The following is a 24,638-nucleotide window of genomic DNA, read 5'->3' on the forward strand; positions in this document are numbered from 1 at the left end:
CATGTCGACAGGCTTTTTCGGTGATATCACCAAAATCAAATATGAAGGACCGGACAGCACAAATCCGCTGGCGTTTCGTCATTACAATGCGGACGAGATCGTGGCTGGCAAACGCATGGAAGATCATCTGCGTTTTGCGGTGGCCTACTGGCACACATTCACATGGCCAGGTGGGGATCCGTTCGGTGGCCAGACATTTGAGCGCCCATGGTTTTCCGACACAATGGATGCGGCAAAACTGAAGGCTGATGTTGCCTTTGAGTTTTTCTCGCTGCTGGGTACACCGTTTTATTGCTTCCACGATGCGGACGTTCGCCCGGAAGGCAACAGCTTTGCGGAGAACACCCGTAATCTCAACGAGATCGTTGACCACTTCGAGAAGAAGCAGGCGGAAACCGGCGTCAAGCTTCTGTGGGGTACTGCCAACCTGTTCTCGCACCGCCGTTACATGTCGGGCGCTTCGACCAATCCGGATCCGGATGTGTTTGCATTCTCGGCTGCGACCGTCAAAACCTGCCTCGATGCTACCAAGCGACTGGGCGGTGCCAACTATGTTCTGTGGGGCGGACGCGAGGGGTATGAAACCCTGCTGAATACCGACCTGTCGCGCGAACTCGACCAGATGGGCCGCTTCCTGAACCTTGTTGTCGAATACAAGTACAAGATTGGTTTTGAAGGCACGATCCTGATCGAGCCGAAGCCGCAGGAACCGACCAAACATCAGTATGATTATGATGTGGCAACGGTTTATGCCTTCCTGCAGCGTCATGGCCTGGAAAAGGAAGTCAAGGTCAACATTGAGCAGGGTCACGCGATCCTTGCGGGCCATTCCTTCGAGCACGAACTGGCCATGGCAAACGCCTTCGGCATTTTCGGCTCCATCGACATGAACCGCAATGATTACCAGTCCGGCTGGGATACCGACCAGTTCCCGAACAACGTGCCGGAAATGGCGCTGGCCTATTATCATGTTCTGGCCGGTGGTGGCTTCCAGAACGGCGGCACCAACTTCGATTCCAAGCTGCGTCGCCAGTCGCTTGATCCGGCTGATCTTCTGATCGGTCATATCGGCGGCATTGATTGCTGCGCCCGTGGCCTGAAGGCTGCTGCCAAGATGATTGAAGATGGCGCGCTGTCGAAGCCGCTTTCGGACCGTTATTCAAAGTGGGATTCTCCTTCGGCGCAAAAGATGCTGCGTGGCGAGTTGAAGCTGGATGAGATTGCTGCTCTGGTTGAGCGTGACAATATCAATCCTCAGCCGAAGTCGGGTCGTCAGGAATATCTCGAAAATGTCGTAAATCGTTACGTTTAAAACGGCCGAAAAGCTTTATGTAAAAAAGCTGATGAAAGGCGGGGATCAAACCCCGCCTTTTCTGTTGCTAACTCGCTGCATTTGCACCAAATCCCTGTCGTAAAAGTTTTGTATGATTTAACTGAAACGTTGCAGTAGGCGATGATTTGCCTTTATACCTTGCAAACACCTGTCCAGGGCAGGACCCAAACCCGATACTTAACGGGCCAAATTATTCAGGAGGAGACGGAATGATCGATCCCAAGGTGCTTGCAACACGCTTTCCCGGTGATTTTCTGTTTGGTGTCGCAACGGCATCCTTCCAGATTGAAGGAGCATCCAAGGCAGATGGTCGCAAACCTTCGATTTGGGATGCTTTTTGCAACATGCCCGGACGTGTTTATGGTCGCCACAATGGTGACGTTGCCTGCGATCATTACAACCGTCTGGATGCCGATCTCGATCTCATAAAAAATATGGGTGTCGAGGCATATCGCTTCTCTATTGCATGGCCACGTATAATTCCGGATGGCACCGGTCCGATCAATGAAAGAGGGCTGGATTTTTATGACCGTCTGGTTGACGGCTGCAAGGCGAGGGGCATCAAAACCTATGCCACACTTTACCACTGGGATCTGCCGTTGACCCTGATGGGTGATGGCGGCTGGACTGCGCGTTCCACCGCCTATGCCTTCCAGCGCTACACCCGCACGGTGATGGAACGCTTGAGCGACCGGCTGGACGCTGTTGCCACCTTTAACGAGCCATGGTGCTCGGTGTGGCTTAGCCATCTCTATGGCATTCACGCGCCGGGTGAACGCAACATGGACGCCGCACTGGCGGCGATGCATTACACCAATCTTGCCCACGGTCTTGGCGTACAGACCTGCCGGGATGTCGCGCCCAACGTGCCGGTTGGTCTGGTGCTGAACGCACATTCGGTCATTGCTGCTTCCGACAGTGCTGCGGACAAGGCCGCAGCCGAGCGGGCATTCCAGTTCCATAATGGTGTGTTTTTTGGCCCTGTATTCAAGGGTGAATATCCCTCGGATTTCGTTGAGGCGCTGGGTGACCGCATGCCGGTTGTCGAAGATGGCGATCTCACCATCATCAACCAGAAACTCGATTGGTGGGGATTGAATTATTACACACCGATGCGGGTTGCCGCTGATCCAAATCCTTCAGCTGAATTCCCAGCCACGGTTGAAGCACCTTTCGTCAACGATGTGACGACCGATATCGGGTGGGAGGTCTATTCTCCGGCCCTGCATTCGTTGGTAGAGGAGCTTTATCGCCGTTATGAATTGCCCGATTGCTACATCACCGAGAACGGTGCCTGCTACAATATGGGTGTTGAAAATGGTGAGGTCGATGACCAGCCGCGCCTTGATTATTACGTTGACCACTTGTCGGTGGTTGCCGATCTGATCAAGGACGGTTACCCGATGCGTGGTTATTTTGCCTGGAGCCTGATGGACAATTTTGAATGGGCGCAGGGCTATCGCATGCGCTTTGGCCTTGTGCATGTCGATTATGACACTCAGGTCCGGACCGTCAAAAAAAGCGGCAAATGGTACTCGTCGCTGGCGGCCGAATTTCCGAAGGGCAATCACAAAAAGGCTGCCTCGTAGTTTTGGGTGGTTACGTTGCGATGTCTGCTTGCAGTTGTGGACTGGCGCCCTATGTGTAGCGGGTTTCAAAATGAAACCTGCACGCTTGCCTGATGGCAGCGTCAGTGATCCTCCCAAGGAGACTACTTTGCTTATTGAAAAACTGAACTGGCGTTATGCCACCAAAAAGATGGACCCTTCCAAGCCGGTAACGGAAGATAAGGTTGCCCGTATTTTGGAGGCTGCCCGTCTTGCTCCGACATCAAGCGGCTTGCAGCCGTTTGAAATTATCGTCGTTACCAATCCGGAAGTGCGTGCGAAGATCCAGGAAATCGCCTGGAACCAGGCTCAGATTACCGATGGTTCGCACCTTCTCGTTTTTGCAGCGTGGGATAACTACACCGCTGAGCGCATCAACGGCATGTTCGATCTCGTCAATGAAGAGCGCGGCATCAAGAACGAAGGTTGGGAGAACTATCGCCAGATGCTCCTGAACATGTATCCTCCGCGCGATGCTCAGGTGAACTTCGAACACGCTGCACGTCAGGCCTATATCGGGTTCGGCATGGCGCTTGCTCAGGCTGCGTTTGAAGGCGTGGACTCGACACCAATGGAAGGTTTCGATCCGGACAAGCTGGATGAGATTTTGGGCCTGCGTGAGAAGGGCCTGCGCTCGGTTACCATCCTTCCGCTTGGCTACCGCAAGGAAGATGGTGATTGGCTGGTGAACCTCAAAAAGGTCCGTCGTCCGAACGATCAGTTCATTTCTTCGGTAAAGTAATCGCTTTAAGGACATAACTGCGGAAAATTTTCCTGAAACTGCCTTTCAGTTGAAAAATTTTCCCTGTCAAAAGGTGTCGCATACAGGCATGTTTGGGGCACCTAAGAAAGTCGATAACGACTTTGGTGTGAAAGCAGAATAAAATGACACGGACTATGTGCTGTAATCGAATGTGCTTCGTGATTGCGTAACGACACGCACTGAATGCACGGGTGACTTATCTTGCGAGCATCGTTGATGCTGTAAAAATGGCAGGATAGACACCAAAAAACGCAGAATCCTTTATTTCAGCCGGAATTGATTTAAAGAGATACGCACAACAGACATTATCCGTAGAGTTATCCATGAGTTTCCAATTGACAGCGGGCAGCACCGCTCAGCAACCACCAGCACATGCTGATGCCATGGTTGTGTTTGAAAATGTCACCAAACGTTTTGGCGGCCAAAACGGCGAAGCGGCGTTTACCGCACTCGGCGGTGTGGACCTTTCTGTTCCGCGCGGCTCCATTACCGGCATCATCGGGCGCTCAGGCGCTGGTAAATCCACACTGATCCGGCTCGTCAACGGCCTGGAGACGCTGACATCCGGTCGCGTTCTGGTCGATGGCGTTGATGTTAGCAGGCTGGATGAACAGGGTCTGCGCCAGTTGCGCCGCTCGATCGGCATGATCTTCCAGCATTTCAACCTGCTGGCTTCGCGCACCGCGTACGACAACGTGGCGCTGCCGCTGGAGATTGCCGGTGTCAGCCGCCAGGATATCAAAAAGAAAGTTCAGCCTTTGCTTGAACTTGTCGGACTTGGCGACAAAGCCAACCGCTACCCGGCGGAACTGTCCGGCGGTCAAAAGCAGCGTGTCGGCATTGCCCGCGCTCTGGCAACCGAGCCGAAGCTTTTGCTATCAGATGAAGCAACTTCGGCGCTTGATCCTGAGACTACCCAGTCCATTCTTGAACTTCTCCAGAAGATCAATTCGGAACTTAACCTTACGGTGCTTCTCATCACCCATGAAATGGAAGTGGTGAAAACAATCGCGTCACAGGTTGCCGTTATCGACAAGGGTCTGATCGTCGAAAGCGGTCGTACCTTTGACGTGTTCACGGCTGCAAAGCATGAAACCACCCGCAGCCTGCTGTCATCTTCGATCGGTGCCAAACTGCCTGAATGGATCAGCGGTGTACTGAAACCGCAGCCCGACAGTGGTGATCGCGTTCTGGTGCGATTGATCTTCTTCGGTGCGACAGCCTTCCAGCCGCTGACGGCAAGACTGGTCAGCGAAATCGGTGCACATGTGAATATTCTGGCCGGCACGATCGAGGAAATTGCAGGCGAACCATTTGGTTCACTTGTGGTTTCCTACCCCGCAACACCTGAAACAATTTCCCGCGCTGACCGTCTTTATGCGGAAACCGGACTTGCCACGGAGGTGCTCGGCTATGTCGCCTGATATGCTCTTTATCCTTCTGTGGAAGGGACTTTTACAGACATTGCACATGGTGGCGATCTCCGGTCTGGTCGGGTCGCTTGTGGGCCTGCCGATCGGAATCTTCCTGGCGACCAGCGGCAAAGGCGAGCTTTTTGAAGCGCCGATCACCAACCGTATCGTTGGTTTGATCGTCAATGCCGCCCGCTCTACGCCGTTCATCATTCTAGTGGTGGCCATCATTCCATTTACCCGCCTTGTTGCCGGTACCTCCATTGGTACTTCGGCAGCCATCGTTCCGCTCACGGTTGCAACCATTCCATTTGTTGCCCGTTTGGTGGAAGCGGCGATCCGCGAAGTCGACAAGGGTCTGGTGGAAGCGGCGCGCGCCATGGGTGCCACACCGGTGCAGATCGTTACCAAGGTTTTGCTGGCCGAAGCCAAGCCCGGCATTACGCTGGCGCTTACCCTGACCCTGGTCAGCTTGATCGGTTACTCGGCCATGGTCGGTGCTGTCGGTGGCGGTGGTCTTGGTGACCTTGGCATTCGCTATGGATATCAACGTTTTATGCCGGAAGTGATGCTTGCCGTTGTCGCAGTGCTGATCGTTCTGGTGCAGCTGGTTCAAAGTGCGGGCGACAGGCTTGCCCGCCATTTCGACAAGCGTAATCGTAAAAACTAACAAGCAATAACAATCTACCCCAAGGAGACTGACATGAAAAAACTGATTATCGCAGCTTCCCTCGCTGCCCTGTTTTCCACCGGCAGCGCGCTGGCTGAAACCATCAAGATCGGTGTAACGCCGGGCGAACATGCCAAGATCATGGAAGTGGTCAAGGAAGTGGCTGCCAAGAAGGATCTCGACCTGGAAATTCTCGAATTCTCTGATTATGTTGTTCCGAACCAGGCGCTGAACGATGGCGAACTGAACGCCAACTCCTTCCAGCACCAGCCATACCTCGACAACCAAGTTGCCGACCGCAAGTTCGACCTCGTCAGCGTTGGCACAACAATCACCACTCCAATGGGCGTTTACTCCAAGAAGGTAAAGAGCCTGGACGAACTGAAGGACGGCGCGACAATTGGCATTCCGAACGACCCGACCAATGGCGGCCGCGCTCTGCTGGTTCTGGCCTCCAAGGGCCTGATCAAGGTCAAGGAAGAAGCTGGTCTCAAGGTAACGCCAGCTGACGTTATTGAAAACCCTAAGAACCTGCAGTTTGCAGAATTGGATGCTGCCCAGTTGCCACGCGCGCTTGATGATACCGATGCTTCGGTCATCAACACCAACTACGCTTCGCAGGGTGGCCTTAATCCGAAGACCGATGCTATCGCCATTGAAAGCGAAAAGTCGCCTTACGCCAACATCATCGTTGTGCGCACTGCCGACAAGGACCAGCCATGGGTAAAAACTCTGGTTGAATCCTACCAGAGCCCGGAAGTGAAGGCTTACATCACCGACGAATTCAAGGGCACGGTTATCCCTTCCTGGTAAGCATTTTACCGCGAAATACCCTAGAGTTTATGGGCCTTCCTCGCAAAAGCGAGGAAGGCTTTTTATTGTCCGAAAAACTCCCCTTAGCCGACTACAGTTTCATACCTGTGCTTTTTAAGGGGGTAGCCGGTCGCAGATTTAATATCTTTTGAACAATTTCCCCGGAAAGTGTTGTTTTCTCGAAGGGAATTGCATGCGGACCAAACCGCGAGACGTCGTGAATACATCGCAAAGAGAGTGGCGTCGCATCGTCACTGCTCTCCTTGCTGCTTTGGCCGTTATTGTAACAGTCGTCACGATGCTCGTTTTGTCTGCTCTGAACGACGTTGCCCAGAACACCAACAAGCTGGATGAGGAACGTTCACGCGAAACCATTACCGGTGCGTTGGAGACGTTTCAGGCGCAGTTGGGTGCAACGCTAAACGACTATGCTGCCTGGGATGATGCTGCCCAGTTTGTTTATGCTGCCAATGGCCACGACTGGGTTGTCAGCAACTACGGCGATATGACTGTCAACAGCGAGTTGTTTGATACGGCGCTGGTGATCGACGAAAATGACCGTGTTCAGATGTTTTATCAGTTTGGGCAGCCGGTTCTGCGTTCTCCGCAGGAACTGTTTCCGACCGGTCTGACAGAGCTGCTCAAGACTGTGCGGCAGATACCTTTCGGCCAGAACCCAGAGGCGACCGGCTTTGTCCAATCGGACCGCGGCATTACCGTTATCGGCGTAGCACTCATCCGCCCCAAGATGGCACTTGACGTTCCCGCTGGTGAGACACGTCGTTATCTGGTGTTCGCCCGTCATCTGGACACTGCCAAGATCAAGCGCCTGTCGAAAACCTATGTTGTCGATGGTCTGCAATTACGTAAAGCCAACTTTGACGCTCGCTATTTTGTGAACATCTTCAGCCCGCAAGGTGAGGTGCTTGGCAAATTGACCTGGCGTTCGCGTGCTCCTGGTGATGTCAGCTTCCGGGAGGTGCGTCCGACCGTTCTTCTGGCTGTGGTAATTGCCGGCCTGTTTTTCCTGACGCTGTTTTTTGTCGGCTCAAAAATTATTGGCCGTATCAAGACTGATGAGGCGCACGCCAAGGAAGAGGCGCTGCGGGATCGTCTCAGCGGCCTTTATAACCGCGCCGGACTTTTCCAGCGGCTTGAGCAGATGGTTGCCAAGGCCCGCCTAGGGTCCGATGAGGTCAACCTTCTCTATCTCGATCTGGATGGTTTCAAGGAAGTCAACGATTCCTACGGACACGGAACGGGTGACCGTCTGATCAAGGGCGTTGCTGCCGGCCTGAAGATGCTGGTGCCGCAGGGAGCGGTTCTTGCACGTTTGGGCGGCGATGAATTTGCTGTTGCCATCAACGGACCCTATTCTAAGCAGCAGTGCCTTGATCTCTGTGAAGCCTGTCTGTTGCTGTTTTCCGAACCATTCGTGATTGGTGAGCGCGTCGCAACGATCGGCTGCAGCATTGGCGTTGCGACCTCCGAGCGCGGCGAGGTTGACGGCGAGGAATTGCTGCGACGCGCCGATATGGCGATGTATGAAGCCAAAGAAAATGGTAGGGGTCGCTGGGTTTCCTATCATGAGCAGTTGGATACCGAACGTGAAGACCGCAACATGCTGGAAGCGGATTTGCGTCGTGCCATTGAAAAAGACGAATTGACGGTCGTTTTCCAGCCTGTCGTCAGTGCAAAAAGCCGCCGCATCACGGGGGTTGAGGCCCTAGTGCGCTGGAACCGTGACGGGCACGGTCCTGTGTCTCCAGAGGTGTTTATCCCGGTCGCGGAAACCAGCGGTCTGATCGATCAGCTGGGTCTAATCGTGTTGCGCAAAGCCTGCATGACCGCCCGGCGCTGGCCAGAGATCAAACTGTCAGTGAATATCTCTCCGGTTCAGTTCAGAAATCCGTCCTTCTCAACCTCTGTGCATGATGTGTTGCGTCAAACCCAGATGGAGCCGGAGCGGCTACGCTTGGAGATGACAGAAGGCTATTTCATCCAGCATCCTGAACGTGCCAGCTTTGTCATCGAGAAGCTGAAGGCTCTTGGTGTTCAGATTGCGCTGGATGATTTTGGCGCAGGTTTTGCCAGTGTCGGATATCTGCGCCGTTTCGGTTTTAATAGAATGAAGATTGATCGCTCTCTGGTGGCGGCTCTGGAGAATGGTGGCCGTTCGCTTGACATGCTCGAAGCGACCGTAGCGTTGGCGCGCTCGCTGGAAATTCCTGTTACGGCCGAAGGCGTGGAAAGCGTCGAGCAGGCATCCATTCTGCAATTGTGCGGTTGCGACGAATTGCAGGGATATCTGTTCTCAAAGCCGGTTTCGCCGGAAGAGGTGACTTTGCTGCTGGAACGCCAGAAGGCAACCTTGCCCCGTGATGAGCAAAGGGCATTTGGCTGAACGGCTTTGCATGTATTCAGCCTGCCTGTTTCCGGGACAATCAAATTCCAAAAGATAAGGGCACACTGACGTTCAAATCAGTATGCCCCAGCATTTTGATATAGGCCGTGTTGGCTTAGATTAGATAGGCTTAACTGCCGATGTGTTTTTGACCGCGTTTCTTGGCCAACATGATCTGCTGCTGACGGTCACGAAAACGCTGACGGTCTTCTTCCGTGCGTTCCTCATAACAACCTGGGCAAGATACGCCTTCCTCAAACATAGGAGACAGGCGAACGTCTGGGGTAATCGGATTGCGGCAGGCGTGGCAAAGCTGGTGGTTGCCTTCGGCCAGTCCGTGGGTCACCGAAACGCGCTCATCGAACACGAAACATGCGCCTTCCCAGAGGCTTTCTTCCTGCGGGATTTCTTCCAGATATTTGAGAATGCCGCCCTTGAGGTGGTAAACCTCTTCAAAACCCTGCTCTTTCATGAAGGCCGTGGCCTTCTCACAGCGAATGCCGCCAGTGCAATACATGGCGATTTTCGGCTTGTTGTGCAGGCCGGGATTGTTTTTCACCCAGTCTGGAAACTCGCGAAATGTCTTGGTGTTCGGATCGACAGCATCCTTGAAGATGCCGATTGCCGTTTCATAATCATTACGCGTATCGATCAGGATCGTCTCAGGATCCGAGATCAGCGCGTTCCAGTCCTTCGGGTCGACATAGGTGCCAACAATCTTCTTCGGATCGATATCCGGCACACCCATGGTGACGATTTCTTTTTTCAGCTTCACCTTCATGCGCACGAACGGCATTTTGGAAGCGCGGCTTTCCTTGTGTTCCAGCGCGGAAAATTCCGGTTGCGAGCGGATGAAAGCTAGAATTTTGGCAATACCTTCGTCCGTCCCGGCAATCGTGCCGTTGATACCTTCATGGGCCAGCAGCAGCGTGCCCTTGATGCCATTTTCCTGGCAGATGCGGAACAGCGTTTCGCGGAAGCTTTCAAACTGCGGAAAGCTTGCGAAATGATAAAGGGCAGCCACGAGAAATTCGCCAGTGGCTTCCGGGCGCGGAAGAATTGTTGTGTCGGTCATGGCGCTGAAATACAGCCAGACGGCACGCTACGCAATGCGGATTCTACGATTTTTACAGTGTTCAGGTGATTTTGAATTTTGTCAAATCCCTTGGCGTACAGGCATTCTCATGCAGCGCATGCCCGTTTCCAGAGTGATTTGATGGTCTTGCTTTCGGCGTCTGGGCGATCGCGGAAAACGAGCTCGGACAGCTCGAGAGATGTCTGTTCCAGCTTCTGCTGCTGGTTGATGATGGCGTCCAGCAACCGGGCCAGTGTATCGCCATTGCCGAAAATATCGGGTTCGCGATCTGCACAGGCGGCTAGCACCGAAAGGTCATTCTGGTGACCCAGCAGTTCAGCGAGAGCTGAGGCGTTCTTTTCCTTTGCCAGCATTGCTGAGGGCCAGATTTTTCGCAGCAAGGCGAGATACATGCGGTAGGTCTGGCAACATTTACGCAAGTCGTGGAAAGCTTCCGCTTTCTCTCCCTTGCGGCATTCTTGCTGCGCAAGGGCGGCCTTTTTGCCATTTGTCAGCCACGCCCTGGCAATGCCTTTGGCGACGCTACGCCTGCTATCAGGCAAGGACAGGCCCTGCACGGCGATCAGCGCTTTTTCGCACTCGGCTATGGCAGCGTTGATGACACCTGAGAGATCACCTTCTTCGCTGTAAATGCGATCACGTCTTTGCGTCAGTGCGGTGCGTGCCATATCAAGTGCTTCGGCTTCTGCGGCGGAACGAGCGTGCTGGTGAAGGTAATTGATGTTTTCAACCAGAGCGGCGGCATCGCGTGCACCGGAAAGCGAGCGGGCTACGTCACGCAAGCGGGCATTTTCGGTTTTGAAAAAACCAGGCGCCAGCGGCCTGATCAGCCGGTAGAGGCCACGCAGACGCTTGAACTTCTTGCGTGCCTCATGAATGGCTTCGTGGCGATCGCCAGTCGTATCAGACAAAATGGCAATGGCGTCTGCCAGAAGCGCATTTCCTAGTTTGCGCACCTCTTCCGCAAATGGTTTTGCAGGATCAAGACGATACGACATCCGGCAGTTCCCCGAGCAGGTTTTCCGTGGCCAGATATTGGTTCGAGTACCGTTTGTCGCCGGTGACTTCACGGCCCAGCCATGTTGGCAGGTCAGGATTGTCGTCGACCGATGTCAGTTCCACTTCGGCAACGACCAGACCGCCATACACACCTTCAAAGACATCAACTTCCCAGGTAAAGTTGTTGTGCTCGACAAGGTGGCGGGTTTTCTGGATGACATTGCCAATGGCGGTGCCGATCATCTCTTGCGCATCGCCAAGCGCTATCGAATATTCATATTCGTCGCGTACAAGACTGCTGGCGCCAATCTTGATCGTCAGTGTGGCGTCTTCATCGTTGACGATGCGTACGCGGACTGAGCGGTTTTCTGTGGAAACGACATATCCTTGACGGAAGGTCATGCTGGAGGACACGTCGGTTTTCCATCCATCGCCCGAAACGAGAAATTTGCGTTCTATTTCTTTTGCCATGCAAGCCCATGTCCAATTTTGTGGCACACTATCTCATGGTTTCGTTTGGAAAAAGCAATTTGCCTGAAATATTTGCTTTAGTCTCGACAGGACAATCACGACGCGATAATTCATCACCTGTAATTCAATCGTTTCATATCTGGGAGGCACCGTAATGGCGCAGGACTCTGAAAAACTTCTTTCCATCCTGAAACTTCAGCCGGTTGTGCCTGTTCTGATTGTTGACAGCGTTGCCTCTGCCGTCCCGCTGGCCCGTGCACTGGTTGCCGGTGGTTTGAAGGCCATCGAAATCACCATGCGCACACCTGCGGCGCTTGAAGCCGTGCGCGCAGTTGCCGCAGAAGTTGAAGGCGCGCATGTCGGCGCCGGCACCATTCTCAATGCTCGGGATTTCGACGCGGCTGTTGAAGCTGGTTCGACCTTTATCGTCAGCCCAGGCGTTAACAGAAGCGTTCTGGATGCTGCCAAAAATTCCAAGGTTCCGTTGCTGCCAGGTGCTGCAACCGCCAGCGAGGTCATGGCGCTGCGCGATGAAGGTTACAAGGTCTTGAAGTTCTTCCCGGCCGAGCAGGCTGGTGGCGCACCTTACCTCAAGGCACTGTCTTCGCCGTTGGCGGGCACCTTCTTCTGCCCAACCGGCAGCATTTCGCTGAAGAACGCCAATGACTATCTGTCATTGCCAAACGTCGTTTGCGTTGGCGGTTCCTGGGTTGCGCCGCGTGAACTGGTGGCAACTGGCGACTGGGCTGGCATTACTAAGCTCGCAGCGGAAGCGGCAGCACTTTCTGCTTAAGTCAATCTCCAACACAAAATTTCGAGAGCCAGCGTGGTCCCCGTCACGCTGGCTTTTATAATTTGTATTTGATGGTTGCCGTTCCTATCTCCTGTTTCGAGTTTGATCGATACAGGAGATTTTGATGTTCGACGCCAAGAAGCTTCTTGAACAATTCCTTGGTTCCCAGGTACCGGGACTTTCAGGGACTGTTCGTGACAGAGCAGGTCAGGCTGCCGATATCGCTAAGAACAACCCGCTGAAAACCGGCGCACTTGCCGCAGCTATTCTTGGCACAAAGACCGGCCGCAAGCTGGCGGGCAACGCGGCAACCGTGGGCGGTATCGCTGCCATTGCCGGTCTTGGTTATCTCGCATATCAGAACTACAAATCCGGGCAGGCGCCGCAGAACGCACCGCAGCCTGAGCCGACAACCGAACTTCTGCCACCACCGGCAGATTCGCCCTTCCACCCGCAGGCGGCAACACTGTCCAATGACTTTGCCTTGACGCTGGTGCAGGCGATGATTGCTGCTGCCAAGGCTGACGGTCACATTGATGCCGGTGAACGCGTGCGTATCATGGAAAAGGTACAGATTTCCGGTCTCGATACGGAAGCTGAACGCTTCATTGAAAAAGAGTTGGCTGAACCGCTCGATCTCGATGCGCTTGTGGCCGCTGCCAAGACCGAAGAGCAGAAGGTTGAGCTTTATACGGCATCCCGCCTGACGATCGATCCAGATACACGCGCAGAACGCGGTTATCTTGACCTGCTTGCTGGCCGTCTTGGTTTGCCGGATGCGTTGGTAGATCACATCGAAGCCACGGTTTCAGCCGCTAAGGCCTGATAAAGATTCCGGTGGGGTTGCGCGTTAGGTGGCAACCCCACTGCCCGATATGCTGTTGTTTTTGAGCAATGACTGGCCTACATCTTTTCTCAACAAAATGGTGAGGAAAAGAATGCGCGATCTTGCTGATTTCAAGGGATGTCCGGATCCAAAACCGGTGACGCTTAACGGGCGGTATGTCACCGCGCAGCCATTTGACCGCGCATCACATCTGCAGAAACTCTGGGATGCCCTTGGCGGTCTGGAAACCAACGCCCTTTTGAAATATTTCCCGCAGCAAGCCTTCCCGAATGCTGATGCATTTGGTGACTGGATCGAAGGCGCCCAGCAGAAACTCGGCTGGGTCACTTTGGTATTTACCGAAAATGCCGGCGGTACCGTTGTTGGTATGGCAAGCTATATGCGGCCAGATCCTGCCAATGGCGTGATCGAGGTTGGTTCCGTGGCGCATGGTGCTGCGATGAAGCGCTCACCGCTTTCCACCGAAGTTCATTATCTGATGGCCAAACATGTGTTCGAGGATCTTGGTTATCGCCGCTACGAGTGGAAATGCCATAATGAAAACGAGCCGAGCAAGGTCACGGCGAGACGTTACGGCTTTACTTTCGAAGGTGTGTTCCGTCAGCACATGGTGTCAAAGGGTGCGAACCGCGATACCGCATGGTTTTCGATCATCGACAGCGAATGGCCTGTAATCCGTGATGCCTTTGAGGCATGGCTCGATCCTGACAATTTCGATGCTGACGGCTCACAGAAACGGAAACTGGAAGATATTCGTGCGGGGATGGCGGCATGACCAGTGCTGATCCAAAAGGGCGTTCGCCTGTTTTTGCTGCTGCCGTGATTTTTGTTGGCGTTGCCCTGCTGTTTTTTGTGATGCCAAACATCATGCTGTGGCTGGCAGATTATTCGCCGTGGCTGGCTGCGGCATTTGGCGCGGCGGCAGTGCTGTCATTCTTTCTTCTGTTCTGGCTGCGCGGGCGGTACCAGCGTCGCAAGGACCAGTCTGACACCTGACTGCGTGGCGCATCACGACTGCAGGGAAGCACCGAGCAAGGCGAGGCCCATCAACAACACAAACAGCGCACCGGCAATTTCAATGACGGTGGCGACGCGCATGGCTTTGGTGGTGCCGGAACCTGCGTAACGAACAGCCACGTCCTTGGCCATGACGGCCAATGTGGCCAGGATGGATACGGTGATCGCCGTGCCGATCGACATTGCCAATACAGACAGGACACCGCCGAGATAGAGGCTGTTCAACAGCGAAAAGCTCATGACGATGATCGCGCCTGAACAGGGGCGCAGGCCCACGGCAATGATGGCAGACCATGCCTCATGCAGACTGAAATCACGAGACCGCAACATGGATGGATCCGGTGCGTGGGCGTGACCGCATGTCGAGCAGACATTGCCGGCGCCACTGTGCTGATGATCAGGGAAAACTTGTTGTCCCTTAAATTTGAGGCCGGTTCCCATGCCCTTGGTTCCAAGGGCGCTGGCGCCAGCATTTTCAACACCAACAGGGGCAGCGGCCGGTTCACGCACCATAATGCTGCGCAATTTGCGCACCAGCAGCCATGCGCCAAACAGGGCGATCATCGCAAAGCTGGCAATCTCCATGGCTTGGGTGGCCTTGGTCATGGTGATCGACGTGCCGCGCAGTACCAGATAGGCCGCACCAACCAGCAGAATGGCGACGATGCCCTGCAGCACCGCCGAAATGAACGAGATGAGCACACCGCGCCGCAGCTCCGTCTCATTGGCAATCATATAGGAGGAGATTACTGCCTTGCCGTGGCCGGGACCGGCGGCATGGAACACACCATAGGCGAAAGAAAGGCCGATCAGCGAGGTCAGGGCCCAAGGATCTTCGCGCATCGCCTTCAATGCACCGGTCAGTGCGCGATAGAAGCTTTGCTGGTGCGTGTTGATCCAGGCGAAAAATGAACCGAATGGACCTGATACTGAGAAGGATGGCTCCGCAGAGCCAATGCCAAGTGGAGATTGCGCATGGGCAGCCGTTGCCAGAAAGATGCTACTGATCACAAGAAGCGGCACCATGCGGTTCAATCTGCTTGTCATGGGCAGGTTACCTCCAGCCTTGTCGAAAACAGTTTCGACATGTCTGTTCCGGTTGGGTCGTTAAAAAACGCGTCGGTCAAGGTAGACTGGTTCTGCGCTAGCACCTCGTCGGCGTCCGGGCGGATGACAGCCCGTTTACAGGCGTTAAAACCGTCTCCCTTGGTGGCCAGATCCGTATCATTTGCGAAATCGATCGCGGTATACATTGTCGGATCCCACACACCGAAGCTCATCTTGCCTTTCATTGGCATGGGCTTGGCGGGCTTGATCGAAAAGAACATCAGGATCTGGCCGTTATCGTAATCGACATGAATGGCATCCGGTTTGGCAAGGTCGGTCTTTTTCCCGTCTTCGGTCACGAAGGTATAATAGTCGAAGTCGGCAAGCGATTCATGTACCACCTTGCCCACTTCGGCCAACTCATCCTTGTCGAGCTTCAGATCGCTGTTCTTGTCGAAATCCAGCATCACACTGGCAGAAAACATTTCGTCAAAACGCCAGATGTTGCGCAGTTCGCTGATGTTGCCGTCGGAGCCGGCAATGACCTCAAGACGTGCTTCTGCAAAGATATGCGGATGAGCAAAGGCCGGGGCAGGGGCGAGCAACAGCCCAGCCGCAATTGCAGTTCTTGTCTTTTTCATCAACCCATGTGCCCTTCGCGAATCTGTCAGCCAGTTTTAGCGGAAAATGGGACCGAATTTCGACTCAGCTCACGATCAATTTATCGGTGACTTATCCGTTCTTGCGAAACCAGTTCGACAAGAAGTCGACAAAGCTGCGCACTTTGGCGGGCAGATAACGGCGATGAGGGTAAACCGCATAGATGCCGCGGTCTCTGGCGATGTAGTCATCGAACAGGGTTACCAGTTCACCAGACTGGATATAGGGTTTGGCAATGAAGTCCGGTACCATGGCAACACCCAGTCCGGCACGCGCCGCACGCAGCGTTGCCTGTGGCGAGTTGACCTCAATCGGGCCGCTGACAGCCACCGAGGCATTGGCGCCATTCGGTTCGAAATAACGGATGTTGTTATGGAAGCGTGAGTTAGTATCGACAATGAACGGCACGCGGGACATGTCTTGCGGCTCATTCAGCGGGCCATACTGGGCGACAAAATCGGCTGTGGCGACGGCGTAGACGCGAAAATCGGAGAGCTTGCGAGCAATGAGGCCGGAATCTTCCAGCTTGGTAATGCGCACCGCAAGGTCAAAACCTTCCTCGATCAGGTCAACGAAACGGTCTTCTGCCAGGATCTCCAATTGAAGCTCCGGATTTTCCTTGGCGAAGTCGATCAGGCTCTGACCGATTTCAGCGTCGATGAAGGTGCGTGGGACCGAGATGCGCAACTTGCCTTTCAGGTCGGCATTGTTCTCGCGCACCAGGTCGGCGAGGTTGTCAATTTCTTTCAGAATATCAGAGGCGGTGCGGTAATAGGTATGGCCCGCTTCGGTCAGCGAAAACTGCCGTGTCGTCCGGTTCAGCAACAGGGCGCCGAGATCGTCTTCCAGCTCGCGTACATATTTGGACAGCAAGGCCTTGGAGCGCCCGGTTTTACGGGCTGCAGCCGAGAAACCTTCCGCTTCGACAACGTCAATAAATGCGCGGATGCGGGTGAGGGTATCCATGGCCGTTCTCTCCTGTTTGTTCCATATAATTGAACGTTCGGGCGTCGCTGTTCAATGGAAAAATACATGGTGAAAAAAACCTCAATTCGATGAAAAAATCCTCTTGATTATGACGGCGAATATTCTTATTTCCCGTTTTGCCCAAAGTCGCACGTGCCCATGGGTGTCCGCCGTCCCTCGATGTGGTGAGGAGTTCGGTAAGGTACCTGGAACTAACCCCTCCAGTCGCTATTCCGGCCAACCGGAAAATGCGAGGACATCTGAAGCAACGACGGTGCGGGCCTTTCTGGTTCTCTGCCGGCTTTCCATCAGCCGGGGTACTAAAGAGGCACACCATCATTGCCGGAAGTGCGGTTGGGTCCAATCCCTCCAATCTATGGCAGACAAAGCCGGATAATTCCCGTGGCAGGGTTTTGTCCATATTTGCGCCTTGAGCGTATGCAACTGATCTGCGCCTCCACCGGCTGATCGGTAAGCATATCTCGAGCGTTCTTTGTCCTCCGGAAATTCCGGAGCCGGATTATACAGGGATTATAACGATGACGACTGCACGCATCCTTGACTTCATCAAGACCCGCCGTCCTGAAGGGCCATGCCTCGTGGTTGACCTCGAGGTCGTGCGCGACAACTACCATGCTTTCGAGCACGCGCTGCCGAACAGCTCGATCTATTATGCCGTGAAGGCAAACCCGGCTCCTGAAATCCTGTCGCTGCTCGCCTCCCTCGGCTCGAACTTCGACTGCGCTTCGGTTGCCGAAATCCAGATGGCGCTTGACGCCGGTGCGACTGCTGACCGTATTTCTTACGGCAACACCATCAAGAAGGAGCGGGACATTTCCCGCGCTTTCGAACTGGGCGTTGGCCTGTTTGCGGTGGACAGCCATGAAGAAGTTGAAAAGATTGCCCGTGCAGCACCTGGCTCGCGTGTGTTCTGCCGCGTCCTGACTGACGGTGAAGGTGCCGAATGGCCGCTTTCGCGCAAGTTTGGCTGCGTACCGCAGATGGCTGTCGATGTTCTGGTTTACGCACATCAGCTTGGCCTTGAATCCCACGGTGTGTCCTTCCACGTCGGTTCGCAGATGTTGAACCTTGACGCATGGGACGCTGCTCTTTCCGATGCAAAGCGGGTTTTCTCCTCGCTTGCCAAGCAGGGCATCCACCTGAAGATGGTCAACATGGGCGGTGGTTTCCCGACCAAGTATCTGCGCGACATTCCATCGGCAGAAGCTTACGGTCAGGCAATCGACGCTGCGCTTCGTACGCACTTCGGCAACCAGATCCCCCAGACGATCATCGAGCCAGGTCGTGGCATGGTCGGCAACGCTGGTGTCATCAAGGCAGAAGTCGTGCTGGTTTCGCGCAAGTCCGACAATGACAACCATCGTTGGGTGTACCTCGACATCGGCAAGTTCGGTGGTCTGGCTGAAACCATGGACGAAGCAATTCGTTACCCGATCCGCACCGAGCGTGACCAGGACGAAATGCAGCCTTGCGTTCTGGCTGGCCCAACCTGCGATAGCGCCGACGTGCTGTACGAAAAGAACATGTATCCGCTGCCCGTATCCCTGACGATTGGCGATGAAGTTCTGATCGAAGGTACCGGTGCATACACCACCACGTATTCGGCGGTGGCGTTCAACGGTTTCGAGCCACTCAAAGCCTATGTGATCTGAGTGTTTTTTGGCCGGGCTGTCAGTGCTCCGGCCAATTAACCCGGATCTTTCCGTTCCGGCCTCGCGCCACGCTTTGCGCAACCCCTGCTTGCTGCACCTCCTCCAGTGAGGATGAGCGGACGAGGGGCCGGGACGGCTTATTCACAATATTGTTTTGGGGCCGCTTGTGCGCGGTTATGTAACGGGAGGCCGTGATGGCCGCTGTTCTCAATTCAGTCCGGGCGTTTTTCACGCCGCAGACATTCCATATCGAAGCTGAAAATCCGGGCGATGTTGTCGCGCGCGAAAACCTGCTTGACCGTGCCATGGGCCCGGGCCGTCGCCGCAAGTCTTCCGAGAAGCTGCGCAAGGGCCGCATTCCGGCCGATGGTTTGGCACTTGTTGCCCGTGACAATGATGGTCACGTCATCGGCACTGTGCGCCTGTGGAATGTTGAAGCTGGTGTTACGCCGGAAGGTCGTCCGCTACCTGCGCTTCTGCTGGGCCCGCTTGCGGTTGATTCCTTGCATGAAGGCAAGGGTATTGGCGCAGCTTTGATGCGTGCGGCGATTTCCGAAGCGGCCAACCGTGGCCATGGTGCGGTTCTGCTGGTCGGCGATGCACCCTATTACGAACGTTTCGGTTTCTTTGCAGCCAAAACACAGCATCTGGTGATGCCAGGTCCATTTGAGCGTCACCGTTTTCTGGCGCTGGAGTTGAAAGACGGTTGGCTGGATGGCGCCGCCGGCATGCTGGTGGCCAGTGGCCGCAAGCTCTCCTACTGAATTTGATTCCCTGAAATTCCGTGCGATGGCCCCGTTCGGGGCCATTGTCATATCGGGCAACTATTATTTGTGTGACATTTTTGTCGCGACCCGCTTTTCCGCGTTTCAAAACGCAGTGTTAAACCTGTGTGTTTGATCTGGCTCAAACCGCCGTGGTGATTTCGGGTCTCATAGTCTCTCCCAACAACCCTGCTGACAGGAAAACCTATTCCAAAACCGCAGGCGATGTTGTCGTGCCAAACCTGCCGCTGATGGAGCAAAGCAGGTTTCGGTGCTCAATTGGTACAAGGAGAGATGAAATGAACACGAAGAACGCAATGCGGGTCATGTTGATGGCTGGGGTGGCATTGATGGGTGCCAACGCCATGGCTGCAGATCTCGCGCCACCAGCGCCTGCGCCAACCGTTGAAGAAGCCATTGAGGCCGCGAGCCCGTGGATGATCCGTGTTCGTGGCGTTGGCGTTATCACACATGACAGCGGTTCTGTTGATCAACTGCCCGGCGCTGGTCTCTCCTATTCCGATACGGTTATTCCGGAACTCGACATCAGCTATTTCTTCACCGACAATATCGCTGCAGAACTCATTCTTGGCACGACCTATGCCAAGATCGATGGCACCGGCGGTCTAGATGGCGTAGCGGTTGGTAAATCCTGGCTGCTGCCACCCACACTGACACTGCAGTACCACTTCACCAATTTCGGCAACTTCAAGCCTTACGTCGGTGCCGGTGTGAACTACTCGCTGTTCTACAACCAGTCTGAAAAGCCCGGTTTCTCCAATCTCGATGTTAAGAACGATTTTGGTTACGCGCTGCAGGTTGGTGCCGACTACATGATCAACAAAAACTGGGGTGTGAACTTCGACGTGAAGAAGATCTTCCTCGACACCAGATGGACTGCCACACATGACGTGCTTGGTCCTGTCAGCGGCAAGGCAAAGATTGATCCTTGGCTGATTGGTGCCGGTATCACTTACCGCTTCTAAGGCCCTAGCTCCCAAGCGGAGCGGTTTATTGCATAGTCATAACCGCAGCAGTTCCATTTTATGCATCTTTTAGCGAGGCCCGTTTGACGAAGACGGGCCTTATCTCGTATAACGGCAGCACGGGTGAGAGCACCGGCCGTCCGCAGGCATATGCCATGGTGAAGTCTCTCTTAGTCGAACCACGGTTTTCCGCATTTATGCATGCAATCCGATGGCAACGCGGACCCCTTCTGAACAGCATGCTTTTGTTGGAGAACTGTCGTGGCTCATACGGCATCACAATCACATGTGTCTCAGGCGCTGCCATCGCTTGAGAGTTTGAAAGATCAGGCAAAACGTCTTCGCGCACGGCTGCAGGCCGAGGGGCAGGAGATGTCTCATTCAAAATCACTGGAACTGATTGCCGCACAAATGGGGTTTCGGGACTGGAATACCTTACATGCGCGCGTCGGCAACCGCCCGGCGTTCAATCCCTATCTGTTGGGGTCGAGGGTGCGTGGCTTTTATCTCGGACAGGCTTTCGAGGCCGAGGTTTTGGGCGTGCAGTCGCTTGGCGGCAGTCCGGAGCGGTACAGGTTAACGTTGCATTTTGATCAACCTGTCGATGTCGTGACGTTTGAGAGCTTCTCTGCTTTCAGGCAACGCGTGCATTGCAACGTCGACGCCACTGGCCGGACGACCGAGAAGACATCGAATGGCCGGCCGCAGGTGGAACTGGTCTGGTAGTCAGATTAAAAGCTCAGGAAACTTGGGGCAGGGGTGGTTAGTTAACCTGTAAACGCCTGCCTTAATACTTTGTTTTGTAATCTGATTCGAATTCGGGCGTTTTGGTGCAATTTATTGCAAGGTCGTAGGGCTTCCCCGAGCACCTGCATGCCTGCGTTTGTTAAACGGTGACGCAAACGCTACTCAAGTGTGAATTAAAGTCCCCTCCTTGTAACCGTTTATAAACCTAAACGCGAAAGTCATCTGGGGATTTTCGAGTGTGACATATTTGTTATAGACAACCATAGGAAGAGGTTGTAGCCAAGGCCCATCATATCAAGGAATGTACTAATGTTGAAAAATCTTATCCTCGCCGCAGTTGCTGCATCTGCTTTGTCGGGCGTTGCCCATGCTGCTGACGCTGTGAACGAGGTGCCTGCTGCACCTGTTGCTGATTACGCTGCACCTGCATTTTCGTGGGGCGGTTTCTACGGCGGTGTGACCGGTGGTTACGCTTGGGACAAGGTAAAGCTGGACGACGGCACCGATTCCGGTTCGACCACCTTCAATGGTGCACGCTTCGGTGGTTTTGCTGGCTACAACGCTGAAATCGCACCTTCTATCATTCTCGGTGCTGAAGGTGAGCTCGCTTACAACTGGGCTGACAAGACATTTGGCGGCGCGAAGATCGAAGCTGGCCTGAATGGTTCTGTACGTGCACGCGTTGGTTATGCCATGGACAAGGCGCTGGTTTACGCTGCAGGTGGTTATGCTGCCACTAACGGTAAGATTTCTGTTCCTGGCTACAGCGACAGCGACACATTCCACGGCTGGACAATCGGTGCTGGTGTTGACTACGCCGTAACCGATAACATCTTTGCCCGTGCTGAATATCGTTACAATGACTTCGGCAAGAACACCTACACCGATGGTGCTGACAGCTACAGCCTCAAAGTCAGAGAACACGTCGTCAACGTCGGCGTTGGCTACAAGTTCTAAGACGATTTAATTATCGATTTCCAAGATGCCCGGTCTCTTCGTTGAGGCCGGGCATTTTCGTTATTAGGCTTCCGGTATTCGTTAAAATTGTAAACGTTAATCTTAACTTTTTATTATAACATTAGCATATGCTTGCATAATAGGCATTCGCGGCTACCATTGGAGCTGCATCAACGGTGATGCTCTTTATGCCGTAACTTCATAAGAGCAACAAAATGCACCGAAAACTCAAAGGGGACCGCCAGGTCCCCTTTTTTCGTCTGGTCTTTTTATGCCGCTGACTGTCAGCCGGAAATATCGATAACGCCGCAGTCTCCGGCTTCCGAGGCAAAAGCAAGCAGTTTGCCTGTGCTGCTCCATGACATCGAGGTGATGGCACCTTTGCCGGGGCGGCGCAGCAGCGCTTCCTTGCCGTCTGCAAGTCTGACACCCAGCACCATGCCGTCGATAAAGCCAATGGCCAGTACATCTTCCGCCGGGTGGAAGCTGACGCAGGTCGCCATGATATTGGCGCGTGTGCCCAGTTCCTGCGGGGCTTTGCCCATTGGGCCATCCTTGCCAGCAAAGGGCCAGACAATGGCAGCAGGTGCACCTGACGACGCCAGCCACTTGCCCTTGGCGGACCAGGACAGCGATTTGACCTTGGCGGGATAACCGGTCATGCGCATGTGGCGCGCTTCCATACCACCCTTTGTTGCTTCCATCTTCCAGCCATGCAGCGCATTTTCCTGCATGGTGGTGACGAGGAACTTGCCGTCCTGCGAGAAGGTGACGCCGGTATGCGCACCCTTCCACTCCAGATCGACAGGCTCGCCAGCCATGCCAACCCAATGCAGGGAAACGCCATTGTAACGGGCAACGGCAATGCGCATGCCCTTGGGCGCAAAGGCCACGCCTTCAACGGTGCGGGTTTCGATAAATTCCTTTACGCTGCCATCACCGAGGCGCACGAAGGTGGATTTTCCAACACCGTAGGCGATGCTGTTCTGCGGACCGCCAGCGACGACTGAAATCCACTTGCGGGGCACATTGGCCAATTCATTGACCGAGCCGTCATGCAGCACGCGCAGAACCTTGCCATCTTCACCGCCGGTCAACAGTGTGGCGCTGTAAGGATCGCGAATGCAGGTTAACAGGCCCTGATGGGCTTCGGTTACTTTTTCACCGCCATCAAGCCGGTGAATTGTGCCGGCCGCTGTGGCGAAAAAAGGAATATCGCCAAGGAAATGCGTGGAAACGACATGGCCTTCCAGATCAAATGGAGCAACGGTGGGCATTGAATAACGGTCTTTCTGTGTTTGGTATTCTGGGTCCTGCAGGGACGTTTTCACGCTACCCTATCATGGTAATGGTCGGGTTTGGCCCGACCATCGACAACATTTCGAGACTGGCGCCCCAGGTCAAGCCCGAGGACGTCTGGAGGTTACGCTGACATGCCTGAAAAACGGGTCTTCAAGCACATGTCATGCATCACGCCGTTGCTTCGCAGGCGTGGAAGCTCTTTTCCAGCTTTTCACGATCAAGATCGCGGCCGATGAAAACGAGGCGGGATTCACGCTTTTCACCGTCTTTCCACGGACGCTGGTGATCACCTTCGATGATCATGTGAACGCCCTGAACGACGTATCGTTCGGCATCGCCCTTGAATGCGATGATGCCCTTGAGGCGCAGGATGTTCGGGCCGTCCGTCTGGGTAATCTTCTGGATCCACGGGAAGAAGCGATCGGGGTTCATTTCACCGCCGCGCAGCGAGACAGACTTTACCGTGACATCGTGAATGGCCGAGACATCGCCATGATGGTGATGGTGGCCATGACCGTGATCGTGGTGGTGATGATCGTGGCCATCATGGTCGTGATGATGATGTGCATGATCATGATGGTCATGGCCACAATCCGGGCCGCAGACATGATCTTCATGGCCGTGCTCAAGGAAATGCGGATCGTTTTCCAAAGCGCGCTCAAGGTTGAAGGCACCCTGATCAAGAACGCGGGCAAGATCAACGCCAGAGCGGGTGGTCTTGTAAACGCGTGCGGATGGGTTGATGGCATGCACGACATCTTCGATGCGGGCCAGTTCTTCCGGGCTGACGAGGTCAGTCTTATTGATGACGACAACGTCGGCAAAGGCGATCTGGTCTTCAGCTTCGCGGCTATCTTTCAGGCGCAGAGGCAGGTGCTTGGCATCAACCAGCGCAACAACGGCGTCGAGTTCGGTCTTGGCGCGAACATCGTCATCCATGAAGAAGGTCTGGGCAACAGGAACAGGGTCTGCGAGACCTGTGGTTTCGACGATGATGCCATCAAAGCGGCCGGGACGGCGCATCAGTCCTTCGACAACGCGAATAAGGTCGCCACGAACGGTGCAGCAGACGCAGCCATTGTTCATTTCGTAGATTTCTTCATCGGACTCAACGATCAGATCGTTGTCGATGCCGATTTCACCGAACTCGTTGACGATAACTGCATATTTCTTGCCGTGGTTCTCTGAGAGAATGCGGTTGAGCAGTGTCGTTTTACCAGCACCGAGATAGCCGGTCAGAACGGTCACGGGAATTGGCTTGATTGGGGCTGTTTCGGTCATGGGAAACCTCGAATAAGAAAGAAGCGTCGG

At 54.3% G+C, this 24,638-nt stretch carries 24 protein-coding genes; 16 read left to right on the forward strand and 8 right to left on the reverse strand.

What is annotated here, in order from left to right:
- The first annotated feature begins 1 nt into the window (after position 1).
- The 7 genes from xylA (at position 2) to M2418_RS00680 (ending at position 9,002) form a co-directional block, all read left to right on the forward strand.
- Positions 2 to 1,312 (forward strand): xylose isomerase, encoded by a 1,311-nt coding sequence (gene xylA, locus M2418_RS00650; protein WP_259142532.1) that lies wholly within the window; start codon positions 2 to 4, stop codon positions 1,310 to 1,312.
- A 230-nt stretch (positions 1,313 to 1,542) separates the two neighbouring features.
- Complete coding sequence (locus M2418_RS00655) at positions 1,543 to 2,922, forward strand: GH1 family beta-glucosidase (protein ID WP_259142542.1); 1,380 nt, start codon at positions 1,543 to 1,545, stop codon at positions 2,920 to 2,922.
- A gap of 127 nt (positions 2,923 to 3,049) precedes the next feature.
- Positions 3,050 to 3,682: an NAD(P)H-dependent oxidoreductase gene (locus tag M2418_RS00660; protein WP_250982268.1), complete on the forward strand. Its 633-nt coding sequence runs from the start codon at positions 3,050 to 3,052 to the stop codon at positions 3,680 to 3,682.
- Positions 3,683 to 4,026: 344 nt separating this feature from the next.
- Positions 4,027 to 5,127: a methionine ABC transporter ATP-binding protein gene (locus M2418_RS00665; protein ID WP_310503169.1), complete on the forward strand. Its 1,101-nt coding sequence runs from the start codon at positions 4,027 to 4,029 to the stop codon at positions 5,125 to 5,127.
- Complete coding sequence (locus M2418_RS00670) at positions 5,117 to 5,785, forward strand: methionine ABC transporter permease (RefSeq protein ID WP_259142544.1); 669 nt, start codon at positions 5,117 to 5,119, stop codon at positions 5,783 to 5,785. The genes M2418_RS00665 and M2418_RS00670 overlap by 11 nt, the downstream gene beginning before the upstream one ends.
- A 33-nt stretch (positions 5,786 to 5,818) precedes the next feature.
- Positions 5,819 to 6,598 (forward strand): MetQ/NlpA family ABC transporter substrate-binding protein, encoded by a 780-nt coding sequence (locus M2418_RS00675; protein WP_259142546.1) that lies wholly within the window; start codon positions 5,819 to 5,821, stop codon positions 6,596 to 6,598.
- Between the two features lie 193 nt (positions 6,599 to 6,791).
- Positions 6,792 to 9,002, forward strand: a complete 2,211-nt coding sequence (locus tag M2418_RS00680; protein WP_259142549.1) for a bifunctional diguanylate cyclase/phosphodiesterase — start codon at positions 6,792 to 6,794, stop codon at positions 9,000 to 9,002.
- Positions 9,003 to 9,132: 130 nt separating this feature from the next.
- On the opposite strand, the gene M2418_RS00685 is transcribed toward M2418_RS00680, so the two are convergent.
- The 3 genes from M2418_RS00685 to M2418_RS00695 all read right to left on the reverse strand — a co-directional run bounded on the left by M2418_RS00685 (position 9,133) and on the right by M2418_RS00695 (position 11,568).
- On the reverse strand, positions 9,133 to 10,077 hold the full coding sequence (locus M2418_RS00685; RefSeq protein ID WP_259142551.1) for a rhodanese-related sulfurtransferase: 945 nt from the start codon (positions 10,075 to 10,077) through the stop codon (positions 9,133 to 9,135).
- A gap of 107 nt (positions 10,078 to 10,184) precedes the next feature.
- Entirely contained in the window at positions 10,185 to 11,096 is a 912-nt protein-coding gene (locus M2418_RS00690) for a CHAD domain-containing protein (RefSeq protein WP_259142560.1), read from the reverse strand.
- The gene (locus M2418_RS00695) at positions 11,080 to 11,568 is read right to left on the reverse strand and encodes a CYTH domain-containing protein (RefSeq protein ID WP_192488037.1); all 489 of its coding nucleotides are present in this window, start codon (positions 11,566 to 11,568) and stop codon (positions 11,080 to 11,082) included. Before M2418_RS00695 ends, M2418_RS00690 begins: the two co-directional genes overlap by 17 nt.
- A gap of 154 nt (positions 11,569 to 11,722) precedes the next feature.
- Between M2418_RS00695 and M2418_RS00700 the strand changes: the two genes are divergently transcribed.
- The 4 genes from M2418_RS00700 (at position 11,723) to M2418_RS00715 (ending at position 14,204) form a co-directional block, all read left to right on the forward strand.
- Positions 11,723 to 12,361, forward strand: a complete 639-nt coding sequence (locus tag M2418_RS00700; RefSeq protein ID WP_250982261.1) for a 2-dehydro-3-deoxy-phosphogluconate aldolase — start codon at positions 11,723 to 11,725, stop codon at positions 12,359 to 12,361.
- 124 nt (positions 12,362 to 12,485) lie between these two features.
- A complete protein-coding gene (locus M2418_RS00705) occupies positions 12,486 to 13,187 on the forward strand; it encodes a tellurite resistance TerB family protein (protein ID WP_192488039.1) in 702 nt (233 codons plus the stop codon).
- 112 nt (positions 13,188 to 13,299) lie between these two features.
- Positions 13,300 to 13,983 (forward strand): GNAT family N-acetyltransferase, encoded by a 684-nt coding sequence (locus M2418_RS00710; RefSeq protein WP_250982260.1) that lies wholly within the window; start codon positions 13,300 to 13,302, stop codon positions 13,981 to 13,983.
- Positions 13,980 to 14,204 (forward strand): hypothetical protein, encoded by a 225-nt coding sequence (locus tag M2418_RS00715; RefSeq protein WP_259142574.1) that lies wholly within the window; start codon positions 13,980 to 13,982, stop codon positions 14,202 to 14,204. Before M2418_RS00710 ends, M2418_RS00715 begins: the two co-directional genes overlap by 4 nt.
- Positions 14,205 to 14,216: 12 nt before the next feature.
- Here the strand turns inward: M2418_RS00715 and M2418_RS00720 are convergent, their stop codons facing one another.
- The 3 genes from M2418_RS00720 to M2418_RS00730 form a co-directional block, all read right to left on the reverse strand.
- Positions 14,217 to 15,272, reverse strand: coding sequence for a nickel/cobalt transporter (locus tag M2418_RS00720; protein ID WP_259142576.1), 1,056 nt, complete (start codon positions 15,270 to 15,272; stop codon positions 14,217 to 14,219).
- Positions 15,269 to 15,913 carry a DUF1007 family protein gene (locus tag M2418_RS00725; protein WP_192488043.1) on the reverse strand — a complete coding sequence of 215 codons (645 nt, stop codon included), beginning with the start codon at positions 15,911 to 15,913 and terminating at the stop codon, positions 15,269 to 15,271. The genes M2418_RS00720 and M2418_RS00725 overlap by 4 nt, the downstream gene beginning before the upstream one ends.
- A gap of 91 nt (positions 15,914 to 16,004) precedes the next feature.
- Positions 16,005 to 16,898, reverse strand: coding sequence for a LysR family transcriptional regulator (locus M2418_RS00730; RefSeq protein ID WP_192488044.1), 894 nt, complete (start codon positions 16,896 to 16,898; stop codon positions 16,005 to 16,007).
- Between the two features lie 539 nt (positions 16,899 to 17,437).
- Here M2418_RS00730 and odc2 point away from each other — a divergent pair.
- The 5 genes from odc2 (at position 17,438) to M2418_RS00755 (ending at position 22,025) form a co-directional block, all read left to right on the forward strand.
- Positions 17,438 to 18,571, forward strand: a complete 1,134-nt coding sequence (gene odc2, locus M2418_RS00735) for an ornithine/lysine decarboxylase (RefSeq protein WP_192488045.1) — start codon at positions 17,438 to 17,440, stop codon at positions 18,569 to 18,571.
- 194 nt (positions 18,572 to 18,765) lie between these two features.
- A complete protein-coding gene (locus tag M2418_RS00740) occupies positions 18,766 to 19,335 on the forward strand; it encodes a GNAT family N-acetyltransferase (RefSeq protein WP_192488046.1) in 570 nt (189 codons plus the stop codon).
- Positions 19,336 to 19,634: 299 nt separating this feature from the next.
- Positions 19,635 to 20,321: an OmpW family protein gene (locus tag M2418_RS00745; RefSeq protein WP_259142589.1), complete on the forward strand. Its 687-nt coding sequence runs from the start codon at positions 19,635 to 19,637 to the stop codon at positions 20,319 to 20,321.
- Between the two features lie 261 nt (positions 20,322 to 20,582).
- Complete coding sequence (locus tag M2418_RS00750) at positions 20,583 to 21,047, forward strand: glyoxalase superfamily protein (protein WP_259142591.1); 465 nt, start codon at positions 20,583 to 20,585, stop codon at positions 21,045 to 21,047.
- Positions 21,048 to 21,377: 330 nt separating this feature from the next.
- The gene (locus tag M2418_RS00755) at positions 21,378 to 22,025 is read left to right on the forward strand and encodes an outer membrane protein (RefSeq protein ID WP_259142600.1); all 648 of its coding nucleotides are present in this window, start codon (positions 21,378 to 21,380) and stop codon (positions 22,023 to 22,025) included.
- Between the two features lie 284 nt (positions 22,026 to 22,309).
- Here the strand turns inward: M2418_RS00755 and M2418_RS00760 are convergent, their stop codons facing one another.
- Positions 22,310 to 23,302: a WD40 repeat domain-containing protein gene (locus M2418_RS00760; RefSeq protein WP_259142617.1), complete on the reverse strand. Its 993-nt coding sequence runs from the start codon at positions 23,300 to 23,302 to the stop codon at positions 22,310 to 22,312.
- 193 nt (positions 23,303 to 23,495) lie between these two features.
- Positions 23,496 to 24,608: a GTP-binding protein gene (locus tag M2418_RS00765; protein ID WP_259142619.1), complete on the reverse strand. Its 1,113-nt coding sequence runs from the start codon at positions 24,606 to 24,608 to the stop codon at positions 23,496 to 23,498.
- Positions 24,609 to 24,638: the final 30 nt, after the last annotated feature.

The organism is Rhizobium sp. BIGb0125 (genome assembly GCF_024810055.1).
Lineage (GTDB): Bacteria > Pseudomonadota > Alphaproteobacteria > Rhizobiales > Rhizobiaceae > Agrobacterium.

Coding starts and splice junctions, on each gene's coding strand:
- M2418_RS00725 (WP_192488043.1), bottom strand. CDS start 15,913: ATGAAAAAGACAAGAACTGCAATTGCGGCTGGGCTGTTGCTCGCCCCT.
- M2418_RS00700 (WP_250982261.1), top strand. CDS start 11,723: ATGGCGCAGGACTCTGAAAAACTTCTTTCCATCCTGAAACTTCAGCCG.
- M2418_RS00720 (WP_259142576.1), bottom strand. CDS start 15,272: ATGACAAGCAGATTGAACCGCATGGTGCCGCTTCTTGTGATCAGTAGC.
- M2418_RS00695 (WP_192488037.1), bottom strand. CDS start 11,568: ATGGCAAAAGAAATAGAACGCAAATTTCTCGTTTCGGGCGATGGATGG.
- M2418_RS00710 (WP_250982260.1), top strand. CDS start 13,300: ATGCGCGATCTTGCTGATTTCAAGGGATGTCCGGATCCAAAACCGGTG.
- M2418_RS00730 (WP_192488044.1), bottom strand. CDS start 16,898: ATGGATACCCTCACCCGCATCCGCGCATTTATTGACGTTGTCGAAGCG.
- M2418_RS00690 (WP_259142560.1), bottom strand. CDS start 11,096: ATGTCGTATCGTCTTGATCCTGCAAAACCATTTGCGGAAGAGGTGCGC.
- M2418_RS00670 (WP_259142544.1), top strand. CDS start 5,117: ATGTCGCCTGATATGCTCTTTATCCTTCTGTGGAAGGGACTTTTACAG.
- M2418_RS00705 (WP_192488039.1), top strand. CDS start 12,486: ATGTTCGACGCCAAGAAGCTTCTTGAACAATTCCTTGGTTCCCAGGTA.
- M2418_RS00760 (WP_259142617.1), bottom strand. CDS start 23,302: ATGCCCACCGTTGCTCCATTTGATCTGGAAGGCCATGTCGTTTCCACG.
- M2418_RS00675 (WP_259142546.1), top strand. CDS start 5,819: ATGAAAAAACTGATTATCGCAGCTTCCCTCGCTGCCCTGTTTTCCACC.
- M2418_RS00680 (WP_259142549.1), top strand. CDS start 6,792: ATGCGGACCAAACCGCGAGACGTCGTGAATACATCGCAAAGAGAGTGG.
- M2418_RS00745 (WP_259142589.1), top strand. CDS start 19,635: ATGAACACGAAGAACGCAATGCGGGTCATGTTGATGGCTGGGGTGGCA.
- M2418_RS00715 (WP_259142574.1), top strand. CDS start 13,980: ATGACCAGTGCTGATCCAAAAGGGCGTTCGCCTGTTTTTGCTGCTGCC.
- M2418_RS00665 (WP_310503169.1), top strand. CDS start 4,027: ATGAGTTTCCAATTGACAGCGGGCAGCACCGCTCAGCAACCACCAGCA.
- M2418_RS00655 (WP_259142542.1), top strand. CDS start 1,543: ATGATCGATCCCAAGGTGCTTGCAACACGCTTTCCCGGTGATTTTCTG.
- xylA (WP_259142532.1), top strand. CDS start 2: ATGTCGACAGGCTTTTTCGGTGATATCACCAAAATCAAATATGAAGGA.
- M2418_RS00685 (WP_259142551.1), bottom strand. CDS start 10,077: ATGACCGACACAACAATTCTTCCGCGCCCGGAAGCCACTGGCGAATTT.
- M2418_RS00740 (WP_192488046.1), top strand. CDS start 18,766: ATGGCCGCTGTTCTCAATTCAGTCCGGGCGTTTTTCACGCCGCAGACA.
- M2418_RS00755 (WP_259142600.1), top strand. CDS start 21,378: ATGTTGAAAAATCTTATCCTCGCCGCAGTTGCTGCATCTGCTTTGTCG.
- M2418_RS00765 (WP_259142619.1), bottom strand. CDS start 24,608: ATGACCGAAACAGCCCCAATCAAGCCAATTCCCGTGACCGTTCTGACC.
- odc2 (WP_192488045.1), top strand. CDS start 17,438: ATGACGACTGCACGCATCCTTGACTTCATCAAGACCCGCCGTCCTGAA.